Source organism: Ancylobacter mangrovi, from assembly GCF_024752335.1.
GTDB lineage: Bacteria > Pseudomonadota > Alphaproteobacteria > Rhizobiales > Xanthobacteraceae > Ancylobacter > Ancylobacter mangrovi.
Window position 1 is genome coordinate 68,922 of sequence record NZ_JANTHY010000007.1, and the last position, 15,259, is coordinate 84,180.

Annotated in this window: 12 protein-coding genes; 1 reads left to right on the forward strand and 11 read right to left on the reverse strand. The window is 69.0% G+C overall.

What is annotated here, in order from left to right:
- Positions 1–67 precede the first annotated feature (67 nt).
- From NVS83_RS17500 to NVS83_RS17510, 3 genes are read right to left on the reverse strand one after another with little or no spacing between them, the layout of a single operon-like run.
- A complete protein-coding gene (locus NVS83_RS17500) occupies positions 68–1,249 on the reverse strand; it encodes a xanthine dehydrogenase family Fe-S subunit (protein WP_258740457.1) in 1,182 nt (393 codons plus the stop codon).
- A complete protein-coding gene (locus tag NVS83_RS17505) occupies positions 1,246–2,061 on the reverse strand; it encodes an FAD binding domain-containing protein (protein ID WP_258740458.1) in 816 nt (271 codons plus the stop codon). The genes NVS83_RS17500 and NVS83_RS17505 overlap by 4 nt, the downstream gene beginning before the upstream one ends.
- A complete protein-coding gene (locus NVS83_RS17510; RefSeq protein ID WP_258740459.1) occupies positions 2,058–4,454 on the reverse strand; it encodes a xanthine dehydrogenase family protein molybdopterin-binding subunit in 2,397 nt (798 codons plus the stop codon). Before NVS83_RS17510 ends, NVS83_RS17505 begins: the two co-directional genes overlap by 4 nt.
- Before the next feature lie 156 nt (positions 4,455–4,610).
- Here NVS83_RS17510 and NVS83_RS17515 point away from each other — a divergent pair, with 156 nt between their 5' ends.
- Positions 4,611–6,902, forward strand: a complete 2,292-nt coding sequence (locus tag NVS83_RS17515; protein WP_258740460.1) for a xanthine dehydrogenase family protein molybdopterin-binding subunit — start codon at positions 4,611–4,613, stop codon at positions 6,900–6,902.
- Between the two features lie 11 nt (positions 6,903–6,913).
- Here the strand turns inward: NVS83_RS17515 and NVS83_RS17520 are convergent, their stop codons facing one another.
- From NVS83_RS17520 to NVS83_RS17555, 8 genes are all read right to left on the reverse strand, one after another.
- Positions 6,914–7,633, reverse strand: coding sequence for a phosphoribosyltransferase (locus NVS83_RS17520; protein WP_258740461.1), 720 nt, complete (start codon positions 7,631–7,633; stop codon positions 6,914–6,916).
- Positions 7,634–7,702: 69 nt separating this feature from the next.
- Positions 7,703–9,265 (reverse strand): GMC family oxidoreductase, encoded by a 1,563-nt coding sequence (locus NVS83_RS17525; protein ID WP_258740462.1) that lies wholly within the window; start codon positions 9,263–9,265, stop codon positions 7,703–7,705.
- Between the two features lie 40 nt (positions 9,266–9,305).
- Complete coding sequence (locus tag NVS83_RS17530) at positions 9,306–9,803, reverse strand: hypothetical protein (RefSeq protein ID WP_258740463.1); 498 nt, start codon at positions 9,801–9,803, stop codon at positions 9,306–9,308.
- Between the two features lie 14 nt (positions 9,804–9,817).
- Positions 9,818–10,987 carry an LLM class flavin-dependent oxidoreductase gene (locus NVS83_RS17535; RefSeq protein WP_258740464.1) on the reverse strand — a complete coding sequence of 390 codons (1,170 nt, stop codon included), beginning with the start codon at positions 10,985–10,987 and terminating at the stop codon, positions 9,818–9,820.
- A 10-nt stretch (positions 10,988–10,997) separates the two neighbouring features.
- Positions 10,998–11,945, reverse strand: coding sequence for an acetamidase/formamidase family protein (locus NVS83_RS17540; RefSeq protein ID WP_258740465.1), 948 nt, complete (start codon positions 11,943–11,945; stop codon positions 10,998–11,000).
- Between the two features lie 10 nt (positions 11,946–11,955).
- A complete protein-coding gene (locus NVS83_RS17545) occupies positions 11,956–12,792 on the reverse strand; it encodes a carbohydrate ABC transporter permease (RefSeq protein WP_258740466.1) in 837 nt (278 codons plus the stop codon).
- Positions 12,793–12,800: 8 nt separating this feature from the next.
- A complete protein-coding gene (locus tag NVS83_RS17550; RefSeq protein WP_258733380.1) occupies positions 12,801–13,724 on the reverse strand; it encodes a carbohydrate ABC transporter permease in 924 nt (307 codons plus the stop codon).
- Positions 13,725–13,842: 118 nt separating this feature from the next.
- Positions 13,843–15,258 (reverse strand): extracellular solute-binding protein, encoded by a 1,416-nt coding sequence (locus tag NVS83_RS17555; protein WP_258740467.1) that lies wholly within the window; start codon positions 15,256–15,258, stop codon positions 13,843–13,845.
- Position 15,259 lies beyond the last annotated feature (1 nt).

The window sequence follows — 15,259 nt, forward strand, 5'->3', positions numbered from 1 at the left end:
CCCACCCCCGCCCTGCGCACATGAATCGGCGTCGGAGACCGGAAGACGCCGAAGCTGAATCGCCGTCTCAGCCGCGCCCGAACAGCCGCGCCAGCCAGCCCTTCACCATCGCCAGCAAAAGCGAGCCGGCATCGAGCGGGGCGGCCTCGGCGGGCGCCGCCTCGCCCTTGATCGCGGCGTTCAGATTGGCGGCGAAAGAGGCCGTCATCCGCGCCGCGAGATCGCGCGCGATGGCGCCGCGGCTCATCTGCGCCAGCGGGCCCTGCAGCACATAGGCGACCTCGACCCGCACCCGCGTCGCCGCGCCGGCCTCGGTCTCCGTGAGCGCGTAGTTGAGCCGTGCCTGCACCCGGGTGGCGCTGCGGCTGTCGACGCCGCGCCCGTCAATGGTCCCGGACCAGTTCGCCGGATCGGCGGCGATCACGCCGGTGCCGCCGAAGGCCGCCTGGATCGGGCCGAGCTTGACCGTCATCTCGGCGACCACGCTGCGCCCGTCGCTGGGCTCGGTGAGGCGCGCGCCGGGCAGGCAGGCGATCACCCGCGCCGGGTCCTGGAACAGCGCCCACACGCTCGCGCGCGGCGCGGCGACGTCGAACGCCTCGACGATCTCCACCGGGTTGCGCAGCGGTTCGGCGACGAAGGGCGCCGCGTCCGGGGCCTGAGCGGCGGCGGGCGCGGCGGGTGCGGCGTCCGCCGCGACGCGCGAAGGCGCCACCGGCAAGGCGAGCGGCGAGGCGTAGACCGGCGGCGCCACCTCGCTGCCGCGCGTCACCACCGGCGCCTCGCCCATGCGCTCGGCGGCGACCGACTTGATCGCGCGCACGATGCCGACATAGCCGGTGCAGCGGCACAGATTGCCCGCCAGCTCGTGGCGGATCGCCTCCTCGTCGAGGCCGGGCCGGCGCAGAACGATGTCGCGCGCCATCATCATCATGCCCGGCGTGCAGAAGCCGCATTGCAGCCCGTGCTCGCGGGTGAACGCCTCGCGCAGCCGCGCGGCGACGGGATCGTCCGCCAGCCCCTCGATGGTCGTGATCTTCGCCCCGTCCAGCGCCACCGGATAGGCGATGCAGGAGCGGGCCGGCGCGCCGTCGATCAGCACCGTGCAGGCGCCGCACACGCCGTGCTCGCAGCCCAGATGCGTGCCGGTGAGCAGCAGCTCCTCGCGCATGAAGTCGGCGAGGTGCTGGCGCGGCTCGACCTCGGCGGAAATCGCCCGGCCATTGATCTCGATATGGATGGGCTTCATGCGGAAAGGCTCTCATCTTCCAGCGCCGCGACCGCCTGGCGGATCACGGCCTGGCGCAGGCGCAGGCTGGCGGGGTCGGCGGCGAGCCCGGCCGCGCGCAGGGCGTCGTCCAACGTCGCCGGGTCGCTTATCGCCGCCGCGGCGTCGGCGATGACGATCTGGCGGGCCTCGGTGGCGCCGATGACGAGGCGGTGCACGCCGCGCGCCGGGTCGGCGAGCACCGCGCACATCGCCTCGGCGAACTCGCCCACCTTGCGGCAGGACTTGCGGTAGCCGAAGCGCGCCCCGGCCGAGCAGCGCGGCACGAAGATGCCGGTGACGATCTCGCCGTCCTGAAGCGCGGTCTCGAAGGCGCCGAGGATGAAGTCCTCCACCGCCAGCTCGCGCGCGCCCGACGGCCCGGCGAGGTGGACGCGCGCGCCGAGCGCGGCGAGCGTGGTCGGCCAGTCCGCCGCCGGGTCGGCATGGGCGAGGCTGCCGCCCATCGTGCCGCGGTTGCGCACCGCGCGATAGGCGATGCCCCGTGCGATGCGGGCGAGGAAGCCCGGCGTCGGGTCGGGCGCGGCCCCGTCCTCGAACTCGGCGTGGGTGATGCCGGCGCCGAACAGTATGCCCTCGGACCGCTCTTCGACCTGCCGGAGCGGCGCCAGCCGGCCGACATCGACCAGCAGCGGCGGCCGGGCGAGGCGCAGATTCAGCATCGGGCCGAGGCTCTGGCCGCCGGAGAGCGGCTTGGCGCCGCCCTGCCCCAGCGCGGCGAGCGCGCCCGCCAGGCCGGCCGGGCGCTCATAGTCGAACCGCGCGGCCTTCACGACACCGCCTCCGCGCCTGCGGCTTCGCGTGCGGCGCGCGCCGCCTCCACCGCCTCGCGTACCCGGCGCGGTGTCATCGGCGACATGGTGAGCTCGACGCCGAGATCGGCCAGCGCATCATTGATCGCGTTGCCGATCGCCGCCGGCGGCGCGATCGCGCCGCCCTCGCCTATGCCCTTCTGGCCGAAGCGGGTGTTGGGGGAAGGCGTCTCCATGTGGGCGATGCGCACTTCCGGCATCTCGCCTGCGCCCGGCAGCAGGTAGTCGGCGAAGGTCGAGGCGAGCGGCTGGCCGTGCTCGTCATAGACCATTTCCTCATAAAGCGCGGTGCCGATACCCTGCGCGGTGCCGCCATAGATCTGGCCGTCAACGACCATCGGGTTGAGCAGCACGCCGCCGTCCTCGACGATGACGTAGTCGAGGATCTCGACTTCGCCGGTCTCCGGCTCCACCGCGACCACGCAGGCATGGCTGGCATAGGAGAAGGTGCCGGTGTCCACGGTCGGCCGGTAGCCCGCCACAAGGTCGAGCCCGTCCGGATTGGCATCCGCCGGCAGGTTCTGCGGCGCGCGGTAGAAGGTGAAGGCGACTTCCTTGAAGGTGACGGAGCCGGACGGGCCGACCACCGCCGCGTCCTCGATCCGCACCGCGTCGACCGGCGCCTGCAGCAGATGCGCGCCGATGCCCTTGATGCGCTCGGCCAGCTTCTCGCAGGCGCTCGCCACCGCGCCGCCCGCCATCACCGCCGAGCGCGAGCCCCAGGTGCCGGTGGAATAGGGCGTCACCGCCGTGTCGCCATGCACCACGTTGACGAGGTCCGGGTCGATGCCCAGCACCTCGCAGGCGATCTGCGCCAGCGTGGTCTCCATCGACTGGCCGTGGCTCTGGTTGCCGACCCGCACCTCCAGCGTGCCGTCCGGCGTCAGCCGGGCGCCGCACTGCTCGAAGCCGGGCACCATCGGGATACCCCAGCCGTGATAGACCGAGGTGCCGTGCGCACCCTGCTCGCAATAGGTGGCGTAGCCGATGCCGATGCGCCGCCCGTCCGCCTCGCCGCGCTTCTGGCGCTCGCGCACCGCCGCGTGGCCGATCATCTCGTGGGCCCGGCGCAGGCTCTCGGGATAGTCGCCCATGTCGAAGTCCTTGCCGGTGATGGACTTGAAGGGCATCTGGTCCGGCCGCACGAGGTTGCGCATGCGCACTTCGTAGGGCTCGATCCCGGCCGCGCGGGCCACCGCGTCGATCATCAGCTCCATCGCCGTGCACACGCCGGTGCGGGCGACGCCGCGATAGGGCACGATGGGCGGCTTGTTCGAGCACACCGAATAGGCGCGGCATTTGTAGGACGGCAGGTCGTAGGGCCCGGGCAGGTTCGAGACCACCTGCGCCCCTTCGAGGCAGGCCGAGAACGGATAGACCGAATAGGCGCCGGCATCGACATGCGACACCGCCTCGAAACCGAGCAGCCTGCCGTCGGTGTCGGCATAGGCGGTCATGACATAGTGGTGCTCGCGGCAGTTGGCGGCGGCGATCAGGTGCTCGCGCCGGTCCTCCAGCCACTTGATCGGCCGGTCGAGCATGAGCGAGGCCCAGGAGCAGCACACCTCCTCCGGCTGGAGCAGGCCTTTCCAGCCGAAGCCGCCGCCGACGTCGGGCGCCACCACGCGGATGCGGCGCTCGTCGAGCCCGAGGCATTCGGCGAGCCCCGAGCGCACGATGTGCGGCATCTGGGTCGAGGTCCACAGGCTGAGCTGCTCGATATGCCGCTCATAGACGGCGATGCAGCCCTTGCCTTCCATCGGCGCCATGCACTGCCGGCTGGTGCGCACCTCGCGCGTGACCTTGATCGGCGCCTGCGCCAGCGCCTCGTCGAAATTGCGCTCGGCCTGCGAGGTGAGGAACACATTGTCCGACCAGTCGTCATGGATGCGCGCCGCCTCGGGCCCGACCGCCCGCAGCATGTCGAAATTGGCGCCGAGTTCCTCGTAGTCGACGCTCACGAGCTCGGCGAGGTCCTCCGCCTCGGCGCGGCTTTCGGCCAGCACCATCACCACCGGCTCGCCGACGAAGCGCACCTTGTCGCTCGCGAGCGAGGGCTGGGCGGAGACGCGGAAGCCCGGCAGGCCGGTCTTGGCGAGGATGTCCTTCACCCCCATCATGTCGGCATGGGTGAAGGCGCGCCCCTTCAGCTCGGGCGGGATGTGGATGGCGCGGATGCGCGCATGGGCCAGGGTGGAACGCACGAAGGCGGCCTCGAGCTGGCCCGGAAATCGCATGTCGCCGATGAACCGCCCCCGCCCCTGGAGAAGACGGGCATCCTCCTTGCGGGGTACCGACGCACCAACCCCCCGACGCCCTTCCCGCCGTTCGCTGATCCCCTGCTGGCCGGCCATGACTCCCCCGACGGAACCTCTTGTGTCAGACACTATCTTATTCGATTATCGAGCTTATCACAGGATAAGTGCTGATCTTTGCACAAATAGAAACATTCGCAAGGGCACGGACCGCCGCGCGGGTTGCGGATCGGCTTCGGGCGAGGAGTGGAAGCGATGAAGTTCGGTCTCGGCCAGCCGTTCCGCCGCGTGGAGGATCTGAGATTCATCACCGGCACCGGGCACTACACCGACGATCACCGCTATGAGGGCGAGCTCCATGCCGCCGTGGTGCGCGCGCCCGTCGCCCACGGCGTGCTGAACGGCGTCGACGCCGAGGCGGCGCGCGCCATGGAGGACGTGCTCGCGGTCTACACCGCCGACGAGCTCGAGGCCGACGGGATCGGCTCGCTGCCGGTCGTCATCGTGCTCGACCATGCCGAAGGCGGGCGCATGCCCGTGCCCGCGCATACGCTGCTCGCCCGGGGCAAGGTGCGCTATCTCGGCGAGCCGGTCGCCTTCGTGGTCGCGACTTCGGCCATGGCCGCGCTCGAGGCGGCCGAGGCGGTCGCGCTCGACATCGACGAACTGCCGGCGGTGGTCGAGCCGGCCGCCGCATTCGCGGACGACGCGCCGCAGCTCTTCGACGAGGCGCCCGGCAATCTCGCGCTGCACTGGACGCTCGGCGACCTCGGCGAGGCCGATGCGGCGCTGGCCGCCTCCGACCGGGTGGTCGAGCTCGAGCTCGTCAACAACCGCATCGTCGTCTCCTCCATGGAGCCGCGCAACGCGATCGGCCTGTTCGACGGCGAGAGCGGCCAGTTCACGCTGATATCCGGCACCCAGGGCAGCCACATGATCCGCGCCTGGCTGTTCGAGGCGGTGTTCGGCCTGCCGGGCGAGAAGCTGCGCGTCATCACGCCGGATGTCGGCGGTGGCTTCGGCATGAAGGCGATCCCCTATCCCGAGCAGGCGCTGGTGCTCTACGCCGCCCGCAAGCTCGGGCGCCCGGTGCGCTGGCAGTCGAGCCGGGCGGAGGCGTTCCTCTCCGACACGCAGGGCCGCGACAACTACTCGACCGCGAAGCTCGGCATCGACGCCGAGGGCCGCTTCACCGCGCTGAAGGTGGAGACGCTGGCGAGCTCGGGCGGTGCGCTCTCGGCCTTCGGCGTCTATTGCCCGACGCTGTCCGGCCCGCCCATGGCGCCGGGCGTCTACCGCGTCCCCTCGGTCGCCACCGACGTGCGCATCGCCTACACCAACAACGCGCCCATGGACGCCTATCGCGGCGCCGGCCGGCCGGAGGCGGCCTATCTGATCGAGCGCCTCGTCGACAAGGCGGCGCGCGAACTCGGGCTGAGTCCGGCGCGGCTGCGCGAGATCAACATGATCGCGCCCGAGGAGATGCCCCACAAGACGGCGACCGGCGTCAGCTACGATTCCGGCGACTTCGCCAACGTCATGCACGCCGGCATGAAGGCCGCCGACTGGGACGGCTTCGAGGCCCGCCGCGGCAAGGACGACGGCCGGCTGCGCGGCATCGGCCTCGCCTACTACATCGAGCGCACCGGCGTACCGGGCAAGGAGGGCGCGACGGTCGAGATCAGCGCCGCGGGCGACGTGACGGTGCATGTCGGCACCCAGTCCACCGGCCAGGGCCACGAGACCACCTATGTGCAGATGACCGCAGAGACGCTCGGCATCGATCCCGCGCGCATCACGGTGAAGACCGGCGACACCGACCAGCCGATCCCCTCGGCCGGCGGCACGGTGGCCTCGCGCTCCATGGTGCATGGCGGCGGCGCGATCCGTCTCGCCACCGGCGCCGTGCTCGCCAAGGCGAGCGAGGAGGCCGCGCGGATGCTCGAGGTCGACACGCGCGAGCTCGAATTCGACGACGGCGCCTTCCGCGTGCCGGGTACCAACCGCCATGTCGGCATCCTCGACGTGGCGGCGAAGGCCGGCGGCATCGAAGGCGTCGGCGATTTCGAGCAGCTCGCCGGCACCTTCCCGAACGGCGCGCATGTGTGCGAGGTCGCCGTCGATCCCGAGACCGGCGTCATCACGGTCGAGCGCTACACCGTGGTCGACGATTTCGGCCGCACGCTCAACCCGCTGGTGCTGAGCGGCCAGATCCATGGCGGCATCGCCCAGGGCATCGGCCAGGCGATGATGGAGCGCACCGTCTACGATCCGGAAACCGGGCAGATGCTGTCCGGCTCGTTCATGGATTACGGCCTGCCGCGCGCCGAGGACCTGCCCTTCTTCGACGTGTCGACCCGGAACACGCCCTGCACCACCAATCCGCTCGGCATCAAGGGCGCGGGCGAGGCCGGGGCCATCGGCGCGCCGCCGGCCTTCGTCAACGCGGTGATCGACGCGCTGGCCCCGCTCGGCATCGACCATCTCGACATGCCGCTCACGCCTTCCCGGGTGTGGGAGGCGATCGAGGCGGCGAAGCCGGGCTGAGGGAAAGACGGCTAGGGCACGTCCGGCAGGGTGGCCGCGTCCGGCCACCAGCCGTCGGCGACGAGGTCGAAGCGCGGGCAGCCATAGGCGGCGCGCACCCGCTCCGGCGCCAGCACGCCGGCCATGGCGGCGACCCAGCGATTGGTCTGCTTCATCGCCACCACCAGCCCCGCCACCTCGGCGCCCGCCCGCGCCACCAGCCGGCAGGTCGCGACCGCGGTCGCGCCGGTGGAGATGGCGTCGTCCACCAGCACCACGCGGCGCCCCTTCACCAGCGCAAGCAGGTTCGGGTCGAGCCGCAGCCGCTTTCCGGCCTCGGGCGAGGTGATGGAGGACACCGGCTCGGAGAGCTCGTCCGCGTACCAGAACTTCTTTGAATAGCCGAGCGGCACGTAGCGGGGCTGGCCCAGCCGCTCCGCCACCAGCGCGGCGAAGGAGAGGCCGAGGGTCGGCAGGCCGATCACCACCTCCCCGCCGAGCCCCCTCGCCTCGTCGGCCATGGCGTCCGCCAGCGCGGCGACGACGGCGTGCGAGGCCTGGTTGGCGATCAGCGAGGCGACGGCATGCGCGCCGTCCGGCAGCCTCCGCAGCGGCAGCACCAGCACGCGTCCGTCCGGCAGCGTGACCGGATAGCCGAAGCGAAAAGGCGGGCCGGCCGAGAAGCGCGCGGGCACGCGGTCCGTCAGCTCCTGCCAGTAGTCCAGCGTCGGTTCCGTGAAGTGGTCGTCCACCTCGGCGCCTCATGGAAACGGCCCCGGCGGGTGCCGGAGCCGGCCTCGTTCAATCGGACAGGCGGGCGCTCAGAGTTCGCCCGCCGCCATCTGCTTCGCCATGAAGTCCGCCTGCCGGATCGCCAGCGCGACGATGGTCAGCGTCGGGTTGCAGGCGCCGCCGGTGGCGAAGTTCGAGCCGTCGGTGATGAACAGGTTCGGCACCTCCCAGGCGCGGCAATTGCCGTCGAGCACGCCGTCCTCGGGCTTCGCCGCCATGCGGTTGGAGCCGAGATTGTGGCTCGCCGGATACGCCGGCGCCTCGATGGAGCGCTTCGCCCCTGCCGCCTTGTGGATGGCGGTGAGCTGCTTGTAGCCGTGCACGCGCATCTTCAGGTCGTTCGGGTGGTCGTCATAATGGATATTGGCGACCGGCACGCCATAGGCGTCGACCTCGTCGGTCAGCGTCACCCTGTTGTCGGCCTGCGGCATGTCCTCGCCGGACATGAAGATGCCGGCCATGTTGGCGTACTGCTCGATCACCGAGACGAAGTCGCGGCCCCACCAGCCCGGATACATGAAGGCCGCGGTGGTGGGCAGGCCCATCGAGTTCATCTCGATATAGTAGCCGCCGGCGAAGCCGCGGCCGGGGTCGTGGCGCACGAAGTCGTCGATCATGCCGCCCATGATCTCGCCGCGATGCATGTAGACCGGCTTGTCGAACACCGACCACACGGTCTGGATCAGGTGGCGCAGATAGTGGCGCCCGACATGGCCGTAGCCGTTGGCGAGGCCGTCCGGGAACCGCCCGCTCTTCGAATGCAGCAGCAGGCGCGAGGATTCCACGCAATTGCCCGCCATCACCACGGCGCGCGCCTTCTGGCGATGGGTGACGCCGGCGGCATCGACATAGACCACGGCCGAGGCCTTGCCCGCCTCGTCATGCTCGATCTGCACCGCGCGCGACTGCGGGCGCAGCTCCAGCTTGCCGGTGGCGAGGCCGCGCGGGATCTCGACATTCAGCGTCGACCAGCGCGAGCCGACCTTGTCGCCGGTGATGGTGAAGCCGTCCTGCGTCGTCGCCGGCCGGCCGTCATAGGGAACCGGGTTGATGGCGTGGCGGCCGGTCGAGACGTTGAGGCCCAGCGCCGAGGCGCCGGCATACATGACCTTGAAATTGTTGTTCGCCGGCAGGCCGGGTAGTCCGTTGGTGCGGGTCACCCCCATCTTCGCCTCGGCGAGGTCGTAATAGGGCTCGATCTCGTCCAGCGTGATCGGCCAGTCGATCAGCGTGGTGCCGGGGATGTCGCCATAGACCGTCTTCGCCCGCATCTCGTCGGCGATCAGGCGGTAGCAGCAGGCGGACCAGTGGGTGGTCGTGCCGCCCACAACCTGGCAGCTCCAGCTCGGCGCGGTGGGATGGTCCTTTGCGACGCGCCAGGTGCCCGAGGAGGTGCGCTTGTCGAGCCAGGACAGCATCTCGTAGCCGCCCCATTCGTCGTTGACGAAGTCGTCCGGGGTCAGGTGCTTGCCCGCTTCCAGCAGCACCACGTCGATGCCGCGCTGCGCCAGCTCGTTGGCGAGCGTGCCGCCGCCCGCGCCGGAACCGATGATGACGACGACGCCATCGTCGTCGAGTTCGTAGGCCGTCATGAGAGTCTCGCTCCGAAATCGCTAGGTCAGGCTCGGGTGATCAGACGCCGGGCGGCGGATCGGGGAGCCAGTCGAGGTCGTTGAAGCCGCGCTTGACGTAGCCGCCGAGATGGACCGAGGCGCCCTCGTAGCCGAAGGCCTGCCACACTTCGAGGTCGTCATAGAGGAAGCGCACCGTCGAGCGCTGCACGAGCTGGAACGCCGTGGTGGCCTCGATCCCCTTCAACACCTGCAGGCGGTAGCTCTCGGTCAGCTCCAGGAACGGCATCGGCAGCGCGCCATCGACGAGGTCGACGAATTCGGCGAAGGTCTGGGCCGCGCCGGGCGCCTTGGCCGCCATGGCGTCGAAATGGAACACCGTGCGGCGATAGACCCGCTCGGGCAGCCCCTCATGCGGATAGAGCGTGCGCGCCACCGCCACCAGCGTCTCCGCGACATGCGGGTCGAACAGCGCGAGTGCCTTCACCCAGTCCGCTCCCTCCGGCAAGTCGACGGGGGGAGGAAGCTTGGGATCCTTGTGGGCGGTGATGGCGGACATCGGTCGCTCCAGTCTCAGTTCTGCGTGGGAAGCTGCTGCTCGGGCGGCAGCCAGGCATTGATCGCCACGGTATGCTTGGCGAGGTCGGCGGAATGACGCTCGCGCGCGTGCCTCTCGGCGGCGAGCAGGCGCGCCCGGGTCGGCTGGAAATGCGGGACCACGTGGCGGGCGAACAGCTCATAGTGCCGGAGCGTCGCCTCCCGGTTCGCCCAGTCATGGGCCAGCATCAGGAAGCAGCCGAAATCCCCCGCCCGGTCGGCGAGACGCTGGAGGAACGCGACCGCGTCGTCCGGCGTGCCGATGACGCCGATGCCGGTCTCGTTCATCCAGGCGATGCGCTCCTCGAACGTATCGCCCACCGCCGTGATGGAGGGCATGGCGATGGTCTTCTGGGTGTATTCGCAGAAGGCGTCGAAGCCGTGACGCATGTCCTCGACCGCCTGCTCGCGGGTCTCGGCGACATGGACGTTGACGACGAGGCGCCAGCGGCTCGGGTCCGGCGTGTGGCCGGCCTTGATCGCCTCCTCGGCATAGACGTCCCAGTGCAGCGGCGGCGCCGGCTCGCCGAGCTTGGGCGAGATCACGCCGGTCGACAGCAGGCCGAGCCCGTGCTTGCCGGCGATGCGCGGGCCCGCCTCCGAGCGCGTGGCGGCGACGCAGACGTCGAACATCGGGTCAGTATAGGGCGCCACCTGGCAGAAGGCGTTGACCAGCTCGTAGCGGTCGGTCTTCACGCTCACCGGCTCGGTGGTGGTGAGCAGCTTCATCAGCACGCCGAGATCATGGTCGAGCGCGGGGCGAAGCGTTGAAGGCTCCAGCCCGAACATCGCCGCGTCGCTCGGCAGGCCGCCGGGGCCGAAGCCGGCCATGAAGCGCCCGCGCATCAGGTGATCCAGCAGGATCATCCGGTCGGCGACATGGTAGGGGTTGTGATAGGGCAGCGGCACGATGCCGGTGCCGAGCTTGATGCTGCGCGTCTGCGCCGCGGCATAGGCGAGGAACACCATCGGGTCGGCGATGATCTCGCTGCCGGCCGAATGGTGCTCGCCCACCCAGGCCTCGTCATAGCCCAGCTCGTCGATCCACTTGATCGTCTCCAGATTGCGCTGGAGCGAGGTGGTGATGTTCTGCGTCGGTGGGGAATTCCACGGCGGCATGAAGACGCCGAAGCGGGTCCTGGTCATCAGATCTCCTTCAGCGCACCGGCAGGAACCGTTTGGGCAGCACGCAGTGAATGCCCTTGTTGCCGTCGACCGTCTGGGTGACGCGCAGGTCCGCGCACAGCGAGCACAGCGTGTAGGCGTCCTGCGCCGACAGATCGGTCATCTCGCGGATCAGCGCGATCATGTCGCGCAGCGCGATCTTGGCCGCGTCGTCGAGATCGGGATCGAAGGCCATGGTGATCCACGTGTCCGCCTTCTCGGCGCGCGGCGTGGTGAGCGTCATGTCCTTGCGCACATGGAACTCGAACGTGCCGGTCAGCGCGGTCTCGATGGCGGTGAGGCACACCTCGCCGTCGCCCTGCCGCCCGTGCCCGTCGCCGGCAGAGAACAGCGCGCCCGGCGCGAAGACGGGGAAGTAGATGGTGGAGCCGACGCCGAGCTCCTTGTTGTCCATGTTGCCGCCGAAGACGCGCGGCTCGGTGGAGGAGAGCCGTCCCCATTCCGGCGCCGGCGCGACGCCGAAATTGCCGAAGAACGGCTCCAGCGGCAGCTCCTGGCCCCAGGGCATGGTGGCGACGCCGCGTTCGCCGTCGACGCCGAAATGGATGCGCCGGAGCGTGGGGAAGTCCTCGGGCAGCGTGCCGAGAAACGGCATCTGGATGTTCCAGCCCCAGTCGGCGCGGAAGCTGATCGCCTTGAGCCGCACCTCCAGCACGTCGCCCGGCTCGGCGCCCTCGACGAACACCGGGCCGGTGAGCAGATGCGGGCCGGGGCCGCGGAACGTGTTCTCGAACACCTCGCGCTGGCCGGGCACCGGGGTGAAGCCGAGCGCGGGGTCGGGCATGTCCTCCGGCTCGCCGGAGAGCGTGTCCATCACCACCGTGTCGCCGGACTTGATGGTGAGGGTCGGCTTCAGGCTGGCGTCCCACTGGCCCCAGTTCACCGTGCCCGGACGGGCGGGAAGATAATGTTCGGCCATGTCGTCCTCCTCAGCCCTTGACCGCGCCGAGCGTCAGCCCGCGCACGATGTGGCGCTGCAGGATGAAGACGACGATGAGCACGGGAACCAGCGCCGTCATGCCGACCACCGCCATCTCGCCCCAGCGCACGCCCTGCGAGGTGATGAGCTTGGGGATCGAGACCGGCAGCGTATGAACGTTGTCGCCACCCAGCATGAAGGCGAACAGGAACTCGTTCCACGCGAAGATGAAGCACAGCACGCTGGTCGCCACGATGCCGTTGCGCAGCAGCGGGAACACCACGCGGCGGAAGATCTGCACCTTCGACCAGCCCTCCAGCGCCGCCGCCTCCTCCAGCTCCACCGGCAGGTCGCGGCAGAAGGAGCGCAGCACCCAGACATAGAAGGACAGGTTGAAGGTCATGTAGGCGAGCGTCAGGCCGAGGAAGGTGTCGAGCAGGCCGACCTTCGCATAGATCAGGTAGAACGGGATCACGAGGCACACGGGCGGGGCCATGCGCGAGCCGAGGATGAACAGGAACAGGTCGTCCTTGGCCTTCATCTCGAAGCGCGCGAACGCATAGGCGGCCGGCGTGCCGATGACGACGACGAGCGCCGTCGACACCGTGCACAGCACGAAGGAGGTCAGCAGGCTCCAGTGGAAGCCCTGCTCGATCACATAGGTGAAGTGGTCGAGCGTGGGCAGGAACAGCCACTGCGTCGGGCGCGCGAACATGGCGTCGTTCGGCTTCACCATCATGGTCGCCATCCAGAAGATGGGGAACAGCATGATGGCCGCGTAAACGATCACGATGGTGGTCCAGAACAGACCGCGCGAGCCCTCGGGGCGATTGACAGCTTCAGCCATGTTGGACCTCAGAAGGCGTTCAGGCGCTTCTTCGCGACCTGGTAGAAGATTGTGCAGAAAGCGAAAAAGGCGATCCACACCAGCACCGCCAGAGCCGACGCCTCGCCGATGTTCCAGAACTCGAAGGTCATCTTGTTGGCGAGGATCGAGGGCGTTTCGGTCGAGGTGCCGGGACCGCCATTGGTGAGGATGTAGATGGTGTCGAACACCTTGAAGGCGTCGATGAAGCGCAGCAGCCCGATCACCGCGAGCAGCGGCGTCATCATCGGCAGGGTGATGTGGAAGAAGATCTGCACCGGGTTCGCCCCGTCCACCGCGGCGGCGCGGTAGGGGCCCAGCGGCAGCGCCTGCAAGCCGGCGAAGAAGGCCAGCATCATGAACGGCGTCCACTGCCAGATGTCGACGAAGATCAGCGCGTAGAGCGCCAGATCGGGCGAAGCGAAGACCGAGGTGTCGGTCAGGATGTTGAAGCGCTCCAGCACGTTGTAGGAGAAGAACCCCCACGAGCCGGCGAGCATGATCTTCCACAGCAGGCCGACGACGATCGGCGCCATCATGGTGGGCATGAACAGCAGCGGCACCAGCACCGAGCGCCCGCGCACGTTCTGGTTCAGCACCAGCGCGCCGATCAGGCCGAGCATGAATTCGATCGGCACGGCGATGAACACGAAGGTCGCGGCGACGCCGATCGAGTTCCAGAAGCGCTCGTCGGACAGCAGCGTGGCGTAGTTGTCGAACCAGATGAAATCACGCACCCGGCCGAACTTCGCCTGATGGAAGCTCAGATAGATGGCGTAGATGAACGGCACCAGCGAGACGACCACCAGCATGATCATCGACGGGGCGATCAGAATATAGGGGTACCAGACGCGCTCGCGCAGCCCTTGCGGAGTGGACACATGGGCGGGGGCGGCCTCCGTCGTCGCCGACATGAACGTCTCTCCGTGACGGTTCGAGAGGATCGCCGACCGGCGCGGTCACAGGTAACCGGCCGGTCGGCGGAGACGGTGGAGGAACGGGGGCGCAGGCGCCCCCATCCCGGGTCGGGGATCATTCGGGAAGCGTGCAGGACTTTCCGCCGCAGAGCTTCACCAGGATGGCCTGGCCTTCCTTGGCGCCCTGCTCGGGCGTCATCTGGCCGAGGCCGACCTCCTGCGCGATGCCGCTCATGGCGTCGATGATCTCCGGGTACTTCTCCATCTTCGGGCGCGCCTTGGCGACGTCGAGCGAAGACTTCATCGCGGCGAACAGCGTCGGGTTCTCGCTATCCTTGATCGCGGGAAGCGCCCACGAGCTCTCGCGGATCGGCACGCCGCCCTCTCCCATCTCGATCAGCTTGTCCTGCTGCTTCTTCGAGGCGAGCCATTCCAGGAACAGGAAGGTCGCTTCGGGATGCTCGCTGGCCGCGTTGATCACGGTCACCGACGGCTCGGCGTCGGCGTGGCGATGGGCCTCGTTGCCCGCCTTGGCGGGGATCGGGCCGTAGATGAACTTGCCCGCGTAGGGCGACACGCCCGGCTTGTCGATGCCGAGCACGAAGTCCGACCAGGCCAGCGACTGGGCGGCGATGCCGTTGCCCATGACGGTGGGCACGTCGACGAGCGAGTATTCGGCGATGCCGGGCGGGGCGAAGGTCCACAGCTCGCGCCACATCTTCAGCGCGGCCACGACCTGGGGGGTGTCGAAGTTCGGCATGCCCTTGTCGTCGAGCAGGTCGCCGCCATAGTTCTCGATGAAGTTCACCCAGAGGTTCGAGAAGGTCGAACCGCCCTTGATGCCTTCGAGCACGATTCCATAGAAATCGCTCTCGAGCGGCTTGCCGGCGAGCTTCTCGCCCTTCTTGCGGGTGAAGAACTCGGCGATGTCGCGCATCTGCTCGATGGTCTTCGCCGGGCCGAGGTCATAGCCGTACTTGGCCTTGAACGCCGCCATCTCCTCGGGATTGCTGAGAAGGTCCTCGCGCGCCCAATAGACGTGGTTGTAGTTCCAGTTGATGAAGCCGTACTGTTTGCCCTCGAAGAAGGCCGTGGTCTTGTAGGGCGTGGCGATGAAGTCGGCCACGTTCATGCCCGGATCCGACAGCTTGGGGTCGGCGACGAACTTGTCGAGCGGCATGATGACGCCGGCCGAAAGCATCGGGCCGAGCTGGGCGCCGTGCAGCATGATCGCGTCATAGTGGCCGCGGCCGGACAGCATGTCCGCCTGGCCCTTGTTGATCACCTCGAAGTGGTTCAGCAGCTCCCACTCGACCTTGATGCCGGTTTCCTTCTCGAAATCCGGCACGATCTTGGACAGCGTCTCCTGCAGCGGCGTGATCTCGTCCAGCACGCGGATGGTCGTGCCCGCATAGGGCTTGCCCGCTTCCGCATAGAAGCTGTCATCCGCCCGGGCGGCGCTCGTCAACGGCGCGACCAGCGCCGTCGTTGCCGCCAAGGCGGCGGCGAAACACCAGGTCTTACGCATCATT

What these genes read in the sequence shown, in the direction of transcription:
- NVS83_RS17500 (WP_258740457.1), bottom strand. Translation starts at nt 1,249, where the DNA reads ATGAAGCCCATCCATATCGAGATCAATGGCCGGGCGATTTCCGCCGAG.
- NVS83_RS17510 (WP_258740459.1), bottom strand. Translation starts at nt 4,454, where the DNA reads ATGGCCGGCCAGCAGGGGATCAGCGAACGGCGGGAAGGGCGTCGGGGG.
- NVS83_RS17515 (WP_258740460.1), top strand. Translation starts at nt 4,611, where the DNA reads ATGAAGTTCGGTCTCGGCCAGCCGTTCCGCCGCGTGGAGGATCTGAGA.
- NVS83_RS17525 (WP_258740462.1), bottom strand. Translation starts at nt 9,265, where the DNA reads ATGACGGCCTACGAACTCGACGACGATGGCGTCGTCGTCATCATCGGT.
- NVS83_RS17530 (WP_258740463.1), bottom strand. Translation starts at nt 9,803, where the DNA reads ATGTCCGCCATCACCGCCCACAAGGATCCCAAGCTTCCTCCCCCCGTC.
- NVS83_RS17535 (WP_258740464.1), bottom strand. Translation starts at nt 10,987, where the DNA reads ATGACCAGGACCCGCTTCGGCGTCTTCATGCCGCCGTGGAATTCCCCA.
- NVS83_RS17540 (WP_258740465.1), bottom strand. Translation starts at nt 11,945, where the DNA reads ATGGCCGAACATTATCTTCCCGCCCGTCCGGGCACGGTGAACTGGGGC.
- NVS83_RS17545 (WP_258740466.1), bottom strand. Translation starts at nt 12,792, where the DNA reads ATGGCTGAAGCTGTCAATCGCCCCGAGGGCTCGCGCGGTCTGTTCTGG.
- NVS83_RS17550 (WP_258733380.1), bottom strand. Translation starts at nt 13,724, where the DNA reads ATGTCGGCGACGACGGAGGCCGCCCCCGCCCATGTGTCCACTCCGCAA.
- NVS83_RS17555 (WP_258740467.1), bottom strand. Translation starts at nt 15,258, where the DNA reads ATGATGCGTAAGACCTGGTGTTTCGCCGCCGCCTTGGCGGCAACGACG.